Below are 12,113 nucleotides of genomic sequence, written 5' to 3'. Positions count from 1 at the left end.
GCGGCCGCCGGCCGGGCCTTCGTCGGCTCGGCGACCGTCCGGCCGGGGATCTGCGAATCGGCTGCGCCACCTCAGGCCCGCTGCTGGACGAACAGCGTGCGCTCGCGCGCGGCGAACCATTCGTCGGCATAGTCGCAGTCCTTGTATTCCTCGAAATACGGACCGCCATCGGTGAAGTGGACGTTCCTGGCGTCGGGGTTGTAGTCGTATTCGTTGACCAGCCAGTTCCACTCCTTCGGCAGTTCGCCGATCAGATCGTCGTTCTCCAGCCACTTGAACTGGTGGAGCTGCAGCCCAGTGGCGCTGTTGACGTAATCCTGCGTCAGGGCGCGGCACTTGGCGTTGTTGAACAGGATGACGCTCGACCAGTTCTTCTTCTCGTACTTGGTCTGCGTCTGGCCGAGGAACTTCGTCTCGATCTTCGGGACGTAGTCGTGCTTGACGCACATCGCCGCGTAGCGGTCGTCGCGCAGCTTCCACAGTTCGGCGATGTCGGCGCGCAGCATCATGTCGCAGTCCATGAACAGGCTCCAGCCCTCGAAGCCCGACAGCGCCGGCACCAGGAAGCGCGAGAAGGAGAATTCGGTGGACTGGAGATTGTTGCGCTCGCGCTCGAAGATACCCTTGAGATTGCTCAGCACGATCGGCGTGAACTGCACGGGCATCGACGCATTCTCGAGGATGCTCTGGGCGAGGACGTGATAGGCGATCACCTCCTTGGTGTCGAAGCCGATGAAGACGCGGGCGGTATCGATGGACATTGACGGGTTTCCCTTTCCGTTTGCGCCTCTCCTAGCAAGAAGGCTGCGCCACTTGAAGCCGGGCTTAGCAACGGACCGGCCCGGAATGGTGGCGACGGCGGGGCGGCGCGTGACGAAGGGTTTCGCGGCAGTGCAGCAGAGGCGCCTTGATCGAGGTCAATCGGCCCGACGAAACCTCCCGCCGCTGGCCATTTGCGACAAGACCGTCTATCGAGCCCGGCAGGTCGCGGGCCTGCGACGATGCCAGTGGATTGAATTTGACGTTTGTGCCCCAATCGGGTGAAGCGTCATATCAAATGTCAAATTCGAAAAAATCCAATAGCATCATAAACTTGGCTCGTGGACTTCCGATTCCGACATCTGCTGCGCGGTCTCCAGAAGACGGTAGCAAATGTCGGAATCGGACCACTAGGATCCTCCGGAGCCAGGGATGGCCGAGCCGCAGCCGATCGTCATTGCCAGGAAGCGCCATTCGCCGCTGATGCGCTGGCGGATCGGCCGGCGCGTCGCAAAGGCGGTCCGGAACGAGGCCGCCTTCCTCCCCGAGTTCGATAGGCTCCGCCGCTCGATCAAGGGCACGTTTCCCGAGGCGCGTGGCGGGCCGATCCTGCTCTGCGCCTGCAACGATCACTACTACCGGGAATTCGCGCCGACCTTCATCCGCTCGATCGACCGTCTGGGCGGCCGCGAGCGATTCCACCTGCATCTGAGCGCGCCTTCTGCGGAGGTTCTCGCCGACGTCGCGCGCCTCGCCGCATCGCTGCAGACCGTCGAACTGACGCATTCGCAGGACGACGGCAGCGGTGCGCTGCTGCCGCACTATCCGACGATCTACTGGGCCGCGGTCCGCTTCCTCGTCGCGCCGCTCGTCCTCGAGGCGGCGCGTTCGGAGGTCCTCTGCCTCGACGTCGACGGCATCGCCCGGCGGCCCGTCGGCCCGGCCCTCGCCGCGCTGGGCGAGGCGGCGGCCGACGTCGTCCTGATCAAGCGGCCGCAGGAAAAGCACGTGCGCAAGGTGCTGGCGAGCGCGCTTTCGATCCGGCCGACGCCGGGCGGCTTCGCCTTTGCCGCCATGCTGCGGCGGGCCGTCGCCGGCGCCCTGGCGCTGAAGCCGCGCTATCACGTCGATCAGCTGGTCATCCACCTCCTCGTCGAACGGCTGGAGCGGGAGAACCGGCTGACGACCGCCGCAATGCCGCTCGCCTTCGCCGACCACGACTTTTCCGACGGGTCGGTGATCTGGACGGCGAAGAGCTGGCAGCGCAAGAACTCCCCCGCCTTTCTCGCGGCGAAGGCGGCGGCGCTGGGCGAGGCCCGGGAGAACGAGGCGGAAGCCCTTTAAGCGATGCCCGAGACCGACCTGTCGCATTTCGTCGAGACCCACAGGAAATGGCTCCGGCCGCTCGGCATCCTGGAGCGTCCCTGGCTGATCCTCGGCTCGGCGCCGCAGCCGGCGATCCCGGCCGGCATCCTTTCGACCCATGCCCGGATCGACATCAACAATGTCGGCCGGACCGCGCAGGAGATGGGCCTCGGCCGCGCCGACCTGACGGTCCGGGCGAAGAAGAAGTCCTGGGCCGAGCATCCGCATACCGACACGAAGATGCTGCTCTGGATCCACACGGTTCCGGGCTTCGCGCTGCCGCTCCTCCTCCTCAACAAGCCCTACGACCACATCGGCAGGGTGCGCCCGCTGCGGCGGCGCGACCGGGAGGCGATGGTGCTTCAGGTCAGCGGCGTGCCGCTGGAGGGGTTCGGCGACCTCGGCAAGGTGACCAACGGCGTCGCCATGGCCTGCTACGGGCTCCTGCTCGGCGTGCCGGAAGTGGTCCTCGCGGGCATCTCCCTCACCAAGCTCGGCCATTCCTACGACCAGCTCGGCCGGCGCCGGCGGCAGGTCGACGAGGACCGGGCGGTGCTGACGGCACTGGCCGCCCATCCGAGGCTGTCGACCACCGAGCCGGAGCTTGCCGCCGAATCCGGCATCCGCCTGTGGACCGGCGCAGCATGACCGCGGCCGACCGGACCCGCCCGCATGTCTGGACGGTCAGCGAGGTGAAGGCCGGAACGCTGACCCAATGCCTCGGCGTCGCCCGCTTCATCGACCCCGACCCGCACGTCGTCACCGTGCGCAAGGAATTCCGGTGGTGGAAGCCGACGCTCTCGCACCTGTTCGACCTTTGGAGGCTGCGGCAGCCGGACGTGATCATCTCCTGCGGCGGCCAGGCGCTCTCCCACACGATGCTGATCGCCGGCCTCTGCCGCAGGCGTCCGCTCACCGTCCACCTCGCCGGGCCGAAACCGGAATACGAGGACCGCTACGACCTCGTCTTCGTTTCTCGTCACGACTGGACGAGCGAGCGGGAGAAAAAGCCGAACTTCCACCCGATGATCGGGGTGCCGCACCGCGTCGACACGGAGGAGATGGAGGCTCGCCGGCCGGCGGCGAAGGCCCGTCTTGCGCCGCAGGAAGGGCCGGTCGCGACCGTCCTCGTGGGCGGCCCGAACAAGGCCTATCACTACGACGAGGCGACGGTCGCGCGGCTCGTCGCAACCATCCGCGGCCTTGCCGCCGAGGGATGGACCGTTCTCGTCTCGACCTCCCGCCGCTCGCCCGCGGCGCTGCAGGAGCGCCTCGCGGGGCTCGGCGAGCCGCGCATCGTCATCTGGGACCGGCAGGGCGAGAACCCCTTCCGCGACTATCTCGCCGCCGCCGACGCGCTCGTCATCACAAAGGATTCGGTGACGATGCTCTGCGAGGCGCTGGCGACGGGCAAGCCGGTCTACGCCTTCGATCTCGCCCACCGCCCCGCCAACCCGCATCTCGACAAGTTCGAGCGCTATCACGCCGACATGTCCGAGACTCTCGGCCTGACACGCCGCTTCGAGGGGTCGCTCGCCCCATACGCCTACGATCCGCCGCAGGAATCGCGGCGGATCGCGTCGATGGTCGAGGCGCGCCTCGCCGAACGCACCGGAAGGATCGCTCCATGAGCCTCGTTCCCCGCCGAAAGAGCCTCGTCCTCTTCGATCTCGACGGCGTCATCGTCGATTCGCGCTCCAACATGGAGGCCGCCTGGGCCGCGGTGAGACGCGACCTCGGCGTCGGCGTGCCGTTCAGCGCCTATTTCGCCGAGATCGGCCGGCCGTTCCAGGACATCATGGCGCGGCTCGGCCTCGCGCATCAGGGCCGCCGCATCGAGGCCGCCTATCGCCGCGCCTCGAGCCTTCTGATCGCCGAGTCGCCGATCTTCGACGGGGTGGAAGCGATGCTGGCGACCGCGGCGGCGTCGGGCGTCAAGCTCGGCATCGTCACCTCCAAGGACAGCGCCCGCACGCAGCTCGTGCTCGACAGGCTCGACGTCTCCTTCATGGTCGTCATGACCCCGGAGGACAGGCTTCGCGGCAAGCCGGCGCCAGACCACCTCCTCTACGCCATGGCGACCTGCAACATCGATCCGGTCGAGACGATCTTCGTCGGCGACATGGAATCCGACGCCGAGGCGGCGCGCCGCGCCGGGATCGACTATGCTCATGCCGAATGGGGCTACGGCGAGCGGCCGGCGCAATGCGCCTTCGTCGCCGAAACCCCCGCAATGCTCACCACCCAGCTTTTCGGATGAAGGCCGATGTCTGAAGCAAGAACCATCGCGGTGATCCCCTGCCGCTACGGCGCCGTGCGGTTTCCCGGCAAGCCGCTCGCCGACATCGCCGGCAAGCCGATGCTGTGGCACGTCTACCAGCAGTCGCTGAAGGCGGATTCGATCGACGACGCGATCATCGCCACCGACGACGACCGGATCCGCAAGGCCTGCGACGTCCTCGGCCTCAACGTGATGATGACCCGCAACGACCACGTGTCGGGAACCGACCGCGTCGCCGAATGCGCCGAGCGGCTGGAGGGCGACATCTTCGTCAACGTCCAGGGCGACGAGCCGATGATCGACCCGCGGGCGATCGATCTCGTCGCCGCCTCGCTGGCCGCGGCAAGCGACGACATCCTCGTCACCAACGGCTATGCAGCCTTCGATTCCGCCTCCGACGTCATCGATACCAACGTCGTGAAGGTGATCATGCGGATCGACGGCCGGGCGCTCGCCTATTCCCGCATGCCCATCCCCTTCCCGAAGGGAGCCAAGGTCTCCTTCCTGCGCCAGCTCGGCCTCTACGCCTTCCGCCGCGCCGGCCTCCGGCATTTCTCGACGCATCGGCCGGGGCCGATCGAACAGGCCGAGGGCGTCGAGATGTTCCGCTTTCTCGAACACGGCGCCGACGTGCTGATGGTCGAGACGCCGAGCGACGGGGCGATCCCGGTCGACACGCTGAGCGACCTCGAGCGCGTGCGGGCGATGATGCAGGCAGCGTCTTGACGGAAGTGGCGGCAGTCGACGAGCAGACCGACGACGGGCACTTTGCCCGGCTCGTCGGCCTGCAACGGCGCTGGCTCGCCCGCCGCGGGCTCTCCGGCAGGCCGTGGCTGATCCTCGGGGCGGCGCCCGGCCCGACCATCCCGAGCCCGCTGCCCGCCGGCATCGCCCATGTCCACGTCAAGTATTCCGGCCATTCCGCCCGCCGGAACGGGCTGCCGCCGGCCGATCTGACGCTGCTCCTCCACAAGACCACGGCCAGGGACGTCGCCGGGCTGACGATCCGCAACGTCCTCAGGATGCGCCGCAGACCCTCGCGCCTCGCGCGGCTCGGCCGGCGCGTCGGCATCGCGGGCTTCCGCGAGGCGGTGATCACCCATGCGGAGCGCGATCTCCTGATCGAAAGGACCCTCGGCTCGCTGTTCGCCTCCGGCGGCCGGGACGTTCGCCCCTCCAACGGCGTCGCGATGATCTGCTACGCCATCGCCATGGGCATCCCGACGATCGTCGTCGCCGGCATCTCACTGGAGGCCGACGGCTACGACTACGATCCGACGATCCGCAACCGCCGGCATCAGGCCGAGGACCGTGCGGCGCTTCGGCGGATCGCCGCCGTCGCGCCGCAGGTCGTCACCAGCGAGCCGGCGCTGGCCGAGATGACCGGAATCCCGCTCTGGAAGCCCGTCGCGGAGCGGCAGCCATGACGCCGCCGGCACGTCGGCACTGCCGGAGCACCGCCCCCGGGGGCGGTCGCTGATGCGCGCCTGGACGGTCTGCGACCCGAAGGCCGGCACCCTCACCCAGAGCCTCGGCGTCGCACGCCATTTCGACCCGGAGCCGCACCGTGTTCTTCTCGACGGGCGGCTGGCGAAATGGCGCAAGGGTCCGCTCTCGCCCTACTGGCGGCGCACCGGCGCACCCGAGCCGGAGATCCTCGTCTCCTGCGGCAGCTTCGCGACGCGCCACGTCGCCGCCATCGCCGCGGCCTGCCGAAACCGGCCGTTCACCGTGCATCTGCAGCCGGTGGACGATGGCCTCGGCGACCGCTTCGACCTCGTCTTCGCCGCCCGCCACGACCTTCGGGCGATCCCCTCGCCCCCCGCGAACTACCGCGAAATGCTCGGGGCCCCGCACCAGTTGTCGCGGGCGATGCTCGAAGCCCGCCGCACCGCGGCGCGGGCACGGTGGGCCCCGTCGGGAGGGCCGGTCGTGGCGGTCCTCGTCGGCGGACCGACCAAGGCCTATCGTTACGACGACGCGACCCTGACGCGGCTGCAGGCGGCGATCGAAGGTTTTGCGAAGGAGGGGCGGACGGTCCTCGCCTCGCCGTCGCGCCGCACGCCGCCGGCGCTCTTCGACTGGCTGCTCGGCGTCCGCAGCGACCGGATCCTCGTCTGGGACCGCAGCGGGGAAAACCCCTATCTCGACTTCGTCGCGGCGGCCGACGCCTTCCTCGTCACCAAGGATTCCGTCACCATGCCGAGCGAGGCGGCGACGACCGGGCGCCCGGTCTTCGTCTTCGACCTCGCCGGAATTCCGGGCGAAAAGTTCGACGAGTTCGAGTGGTTCCACGACGATCTCAGCCGGACGCTCGGCCTCACCCGACCCTTTGAGGGCAGGATCTACGACTACGCCTACGAACCGCCCGACGAATCGCGGCGAATCGCCGCCGTCATCCGCAACGAGATGGCGAGGCGCGGCGACCTTCGGCCCTGAAACGGTCGTTTGCGGGCGGGCCGGCCGCCGGTCGCGGCCGAGATGCCGCTTGACCCCGATCAAGGCGTCGTCTCGCGAGGGCGGGTTTGCTCGGCAAGATCGATGCCGGGACGACGCCCGGGCCACGGTGCGGCGCCAGCCGGACGCTGCGGCCCGGCGGCGGCCCGGCCGTGCCGAGGTTCCGGGTGATGACGATTGCAAGAGCCGATGCGAACGGGTGGGCGGACGGATGCGGGCCGCTTTCCGCCGGAGCCGGGTCCCGGACCGTTCCGGCGACGCTGTCCGGGCTCGTCTGGCGCTGCGGCTTTGCCCAGCAGCTCTGGCTGGTGATGCTTTCGGCCGCGGTCTTCATGGTCAACCTCGCGCCGCTCGAACTGCAGCGGCGCATCGTCAACCATGCGACCGCCGGCGGCGACCTCGCGACGATTTTCGAGCTCGCGGCGCTCTATGCGGCAGTTGCCCTCGCCCTCGGCCTGCTGAAATACGGCATGAACGTCTATCGCGGCCGGGTCAGCGAATGTGCCGTCCGCTGGCTCCGCAGCGCCATTCTCGCCGAGGCGGGGGCGATGGGCGTGACGGGCGGGCGAGCGGCGACCGGCGTCGAGATCTCGCTGGTGCTGAGCGAGGTCGAGCCGATCGGCAGCTTCGTCGGCGTCAGCCTCTCCGAGCCGCTCCTGGCGGCCGGGATCCTCGTCTCGACCTTCGCCTATCTCGCCTATCTCGAGCCGATGATGGCGCTGGCGGCGCTGGCGGTGCTCTCGCCGCAGCTTCTCTTCGTGCCGCTGATGCAGAACGCCATCAACCGCCGCGTCGGCGCGCGGATCGCGACGCTGCGCTCCTTGAGTTCGGACATCGTCGCGGATGCCGGCCCGGCCGCGCCCCTGCCGCTCGACGACAAGATCGCCACGGTGTTCCGGCTGAACATGGGCGTCTTCAAGCTGAAATACGCGATGAACTTCCTGATGAACCTCCTCCATCATGTCGGCGTCGCCGCGATCTTCGCGGTCGGCGGCTATTACGCCGTCACCGGCGCCATCGAGGTCGGCACCATCGTCGCCTTCGTCTCCGGTCTCGCCCAGGTGAACGACCCGTGGGGCGACGTCGTCGACTGGTACCGCGAACTGAAGGTCACGCAGACGCGCTACGGGCTGATCGTCGGGGTGCTCTCGCCCGATGCGGGCGTCGGCGCGGCGGCCGAAACGCCCGGCTGAGCGGCACGCGCTCGTGCGGCGCGGCGGATTCGAAACAGGCCGCTTGCGGCAGATCAAACCGGCGACGCGGCGGTCGTGGAAGGATCGCCCGATCGGCACGGACCACCGGCCTGCGGCGGCAAAACGGAGGCGTCTCGTCATGAAGGCCATGGTTCTCCACGCGATCGGCGCGCCCCTCCTGTTCGAGGAGCGGCCCGATCCACAGCCGGGACCGGGAGAGATCCTCGTCAAGGTCGAGGCCTGCGCGGTGTGCCGGACGGATCTCCACGTCGTCGACGGGGATCTGCCGCAGCCGAAGCTGCCGCTGGTGCCGGGCCACGAGATCGTCGGGATCGTCGAGGGCCTGGGGCCGGACGTCGAGGCCCCGGCGATCGGTTCGCGCGTCGGCATTCCCTGGCTCGGCCATGTCTGCGGATCGTGCCCCTACTGCCAGGAGGGCCGGGAAAACCTCTGCGACCGCCCGGTCCTCACCGGCTACACGCGCGACGGCGGCTTCGCGACGCATGTCGTCGCCGATGCCGGCTTCGCCTTTCCCCTCGCCGGCTTCGACGATCCGGTCGCCGCAGCGCCGCTGCTCTGCGCCGGGCTGATCGGCTGGCGTTCCCTGAAGATGGCCGGCGAGGCCCGCCGCATCGGCCTCTACGGTTTCGGCGCCGCCGCCCACATCATCGCCCAGGTGTGTGAATGGCAGGGCCGCAGTGTCTACGCCTTCACCCGCTCCGGCGACGAAGCGGCGCAGGACCACGCCGTTTCGCTCGGCTGCGCATGGGCCGGCGGCTCGGACGAGACGCCGCCCGAAGCGCTCGATGCGGCGATCATCTTCGCGCCGGTCGGCCCGCTCGTTCCGGCGGCGCTGAAGGCGGTGCGCAAGGGCGGCCGCGTCGTCTGCGGCGGCATCCACATGAGCGACATCCCGCAATTTCCCTATCGCCTCCTATGGGAGGAGCGCAGCATCGTCTCGGTCGCCAATCTGACGCGGCAGGACGCGGCGGAATTCCTGGCGCTGGCGCCCGAGGCAGGAGTCAGGACGACCACCACCGCCTATCCGCTCGCCGCCGCCAACGAGGCTCTGGCCGACCTTCGCGCCGGCAGGTTCCAGGGCGCCGCCGTGCTGGTGCCCTGACGCGCTGCGCCCGCGCCGCTCTCATGCGGGAGCGCCGGCGGCGCAAGCGTCTGCCGGCCGAGCGCGGTCGTCATCCCGCCTCTCCCGGCTTAGCGGAACGCCGCGCAGCCGTAGCGGCCCCGGGTCCGGGCTCCGCCGGCGAAGGGACGGCACTCCGCTTCGCACGCCGCTGGCGCAGGAGCTTGTCCGTCTCCATGACGATCAGCACCGACAAAGCGAGCGGTACGAGGAGCAGCCATTCGGACAGCGGCAGGGGCGACAGCCCCAGGAGATCGCAGAGGCCCGGCGTGAAGGCCGCGCCGACATGCACCGCCTGCGCCCCGACGACCGCCGCGACGAGCGCCCAGTTCGCCGACAGGGGGATGCGGAAAGCCGACCGCGTCTCCGAGCGGCAGTTGAAGACGTGGACGTTCTCGAAGGCCACCATCAGGAAGAGCAGCGTGTTGCGGGCGTCGAACGTGCTCCAGCCCCGGTCGATCATCCAGGCGAAGGCGGCGGTCGAGACGAGGCCGATGACCGCCCCGGAGAGCAGCGTCTCGCGGACGAGCAGCGCGTCGATCAGCGGTTCCCGCGGCGAGCGCGGCGGACGGTCGAGCAGCCCCGGCTCGGAGGCTTCCGCGGCCAGCGCGACGTCCTGGCCGCCATTCGTCACGAGGTTCAGCCAGAGGAGCTGGACGGCGGTCAGCGGCAGCGGCAGGCCGAAGGCGAGCGCGAGGACGAACATCACCGCCTCCGCGGCGCCGGTCGAGATCGACAGGTAGATGACCTTGCGGATGTTGGCGTAGGCGGCGCGACCCTCGTCGATACCGGCGACGACGGAGGCGAAGTTGTCGTCCGCGAGCACGAGGTCGGCGGCGTCGCGCGCCGCGTCGGTGCCGTCCCTGCCCATCGCGACGCCGAGATCGGCCCGGTGCAGCGCCGGCGCGTCGTTGACGCCGTCGCCGGTCATCGCCACGAGATGTCCCGCCTGCTGCAGCGCCTCGACGATCCGCACCTTGTGCGCCGGCTCGACCCGGGCGAAGACGCTGGCGGCGGCGATGCGCCGGTCGAGGCCGGCTGCGGCCGCGGCGATCTCGCGGCCGGTCACCACCTCTTCCGGCCGGTCGGCGATGCCGAGTTCGCGCGCGATCGCCAGCGCCGTCGCCGCATGGTCGCCGGTGATCATCTTCACCGCCACCCCGGCACGGTGGCAGTCGCGCACCGCCTGTCTCGCCTCCGGCCGCAGCGGATCGATGAAGCCGACGAGGCCGAGGAGGGTCAGCCCGCGAAGTTCGCCGAGACACGCCTCGCCCGAGGGCCCCGCCGGCCCCGCGGCGTCGCCGATCGGCTTCGTCGCGACCGCGAGCACGCGGTAGCCGCGGCCCGCCATGTCCTCGGCGAGGCCCAGCACGGCGTCGGGGTCCTCCGCGTCCGAGAGCGGCACGAGGACTTCCGCCGCACCCTTGACGTGAACCAGATGGCCGTCGCCGTGATCGTGCAGGCTCGCGGCATATTTGCGTTCGGCCGAGAACGGCCTGTCGGCGATCCGCCGGGCCGCCTTGCGCAGCGCGCCGGTGTCGAGCCCGGTCTTGATCGCGAGGACCAGGAAGGCGATGTCGACGGTGTCGCCGCTGCGTCCCTCGGCCCCTGCCGTAGGGTCGAGATCGGCGTCATTGCAGAGCGCCGCCGAACGGGCGAGCGAACGCGCGGCCCCATGCGCCTCGTCGCTGAGGGCCTCGCCGCCCTGGGAAAGACGTCCCTCGAGTTCGAAGCCGGCGCCGTCCACCTCGACGAAGCCGTGTCGCGGCAGCCAGATCCGCCGCGCGGTGAGCTGGTTCATCGTCAGCGTGCCGGTCTTGTCGGTCGCGACCACCGTGCAGGCGCCGAGACCCTCGACCGCCGGCAGGTGCCGGACGATGACGTTGCGCCGCGCCATCCGCCGCGTGGCGATCGACAGCGCGATCGTCACCGCCACCGGCAGCCCTTCCGGAATCACCGAGACGGCGAGCGCGATCGCCACGAAGAAGGTCTCGCGCAGCGACGCGCCGACGCCGAGCTGCAGCGCCACGACGGCGCCGACGAGGCAGAGCGACAGGAGCCCCAGCAGGCGGCTGAAGCGATCGAGCCGGCGGGTCAGCGGCGGCTCGGCGGCGGGCGAGCCGAGGGCCCCGGCGATGACGCCGAGTTCGGTCCGGCTGCCGGTGGAAAGGACGACGGCGCGCGCCCGCCCGCGCTGCAGCGTCGAGCCGGCGAACAGCATGGTCAGCCGCTCGGCGAGCGGCGTGTCGGGGGGAAGCGCGTCGCCGGCCACCTTGTCGACGGGAAGCGACTCGCCGGTCAGCGAGGACTCGTCGGCCTGGGTCTCCGCCGCTTCGAGGATGCGCAGGTCCGCCGGCACCCGGTCGCCGCCCTCCAGAACGACGACGTCGCCCGGCACCAGCCGCCGCGAATCCAGCCGGCGGACGGCGCCGTTCCGCATGACCCGCACGACCGTCGTGATCGCCGAGCGCAGCGCCGCCGTGTTCGCCTCGGCACGCCACTCCTGCGCGGCGCCGACCGCCGTGTTGATCGTCAGGACGAGGAAGATGAAGCCGGCGTCGTCGTATTCGGCAAGGACGAGCGACACCACCGCCGCGGCGAGGAGCAGGTAGATCAGCGGGCTCGTCAGCTGTCCGAGGACGATCGACAGAAGAGAGCGGCTCTTCGGCTGCGGCAGCGCGTTCGGCCCGTGGATCGCGAGGCGCCGTTCCGCCTCGGCATCCGTCAGCCCGGAACTGGACGCCCGGAGCCGCGCGAGCACGGCGTCGCGTGCGAGGGCGTGCCAGCGATCTTCCGCGGACGGCCCGGGCGCTGCGGCGTCGCCGCCCGCCGGCTGCTGCTTCGTGGCGGCGGTTTTTTCGGCGGCAGCCGGGCGTGCCGGCGCCGCGTCGGAGGGACGCGTCGTGCCGGGCGCCAT

At 70.1% G+C, this 12,113-nt stretch carries 11 protein-coding genes; 9 read left to right on the top strand and 2 right to left on the bottom strand.

Annotation, left to right across the window (positions count from 1 at the left end):
• Positions 1-71: 71 nt before the first annotated feature.
• Entirely contained in the window at positions 72-761 is a 690-nt protein-coding gene (locus J1C47_RS10920) for a glycosyltransferase family protein (RefSeq protein ID WP_207350796.1), read from the bottom strand.
• 430 nt (positions 762-1,191) lie between these two features.
• On the opposite strand from J1C47_RS10920, the gene J1C47_RS10915 reads away from it, so the two are divergent.
• The 9 genes from J1C47_RS10915 to J1C47_RS10875 all read left to right on the top strand — a co-directional run bounded on the left by J1C47_RS10915 (position 1,192) and on the right by J1C47_RS10875 (position 9,178).
• Positions 1,192-2,103 (top strand): hypothetical protein, encoded by a 912-nt coding sequence (locus tag J1C47_RS10915; RefSeq protein WP_207350795.1) that lies wholly within the window; start codon positions 1,192-1,194, stop codon positions 2,101-2,103.
• A 3-nt stretch (positions 2,104-2,106) separates the two neighbouring features.
• A complete protein-coding gene (locus J1C47_RS10910) occupies positions 2,107-2,772 on the top strand; it encodes a hypothetical protein (RefSeq protein ID WP_207350794.1) in 666 nt (221 codons plus the stop codon).
• On the top strand, positions 2,769-3,755 hold the full coding sequence (locus J1C47_RS10905) for a mitochondrial fission ELM1 family protein (RefSeq protein ID WP_207350793.1): 987 nt from the start codon (positions 2,769-2,771) through the stop codon (positions 3,753-3,755). Before J1C47_RS10910 ends, J1C47_RS10905 begins: the two co-directional genes overlap by 4 nt.
• Entirely contained in the window at positions 3,752-4,384 is a 633-nt protein-coding gene (locus J1C47_RS10900; RefSeq protein ID WP_207350792.1) for an HAD family hydrolase, read from the top strand. Before J1C47_RS10905 ends, J1C47_RS10900 begins: the two co-directional genes overlap by 4 nt.
• A 6-nt stretch (positions 4,385-4,390) precedes the next feature.
• Positions 4,391-5,131 (top strand): 3-deoxy-manno-octulosonate cytidylyltransferase, encoded by a 741-nt coding sequence (gene kdsB / locus J1C47_RS10895; RefSeq protein ID WP_207350791.1) that lies wholly within the window; start codon positions 4,391-4,393, stop codon positions 5,129-5,131.
• Positions 5,128-5,832 carry a hypothetical protein gene (locus J1C47_RS10890; protein ID WP_207350790.1) on the top strand — a complete coding sequence of 235 codons (705 nt, stop codon included), beginning with the start codon at positions 5,128-5,130 and terminating at the stop codon, positions 5,830-5,832. Before kdsB ends, J1C47_RS10890 begins: the two co-directional genes overlap by 4 nt.
• 52 nt (positions 5,833-5,884) lie before the next feature.
• Positions 5,885-6,844, top strand: a complete 960-nt coding sequence (locus J1C47_RS10885) for a mitochondrial fission ELM1 family protein (protein WP_207350789.1) — start codon at positions 5,885-5,887, stop codon at positions 6,842-6,844.
• Positions 6,845-7,032: 188 nt separating this feature from the next.
• On the top strand, positions 7,033-8,055 hold the full coding sequence (locus J1C47_RS10880) for an ABC transporter ATP-binding protein (protein WP_207350788.1): 1,023 nt from the start codon (positions 7,033-7,035) through the stop codon (positions 8,053-8,055).
• 139 nt (positions 8,056-8,194) lie between these two features.
• Positions 8,195-9,178, top strand: coding sequence for a zinc-dependent alcohol dehydrogenase family protein (locus tag J1C47_RS10875; protein ID WP_207350787.1), 984 nt, complete (start codon positions 8,195-8,197; stop codon positions 9,176-9,178).
• Between the two features lie 70 nt (positions 9,179-9,248).
• Here the strand turns inward: J1C47_RS10875 and J1C47_RS10870 are convergent, their stop codons facing one another.
• Entirely contained in the window at positions 9,249-12,113 is a 2,865-nt protein-coding gene (locus tag J1C47_RS10870; RefSeq protein ID WP_207350786.1) for a cation-translocating P-type ATPase, read from the bottom strand.

Origin of the sequence: Jiella sonneratiae (assembly GCF_017353515.1) — a bacterium.
GTDB lineage: Bacteria > Pseudomonadota > Alphaproteobacteria > Rhizobiales > Rhizobiaceae > Jiella > Jiella sonneratiae.
Note: the sequence above shows the minus strand (reverse complement) of the source record. Positions and strands in the feature narration are given on the sequence as shown.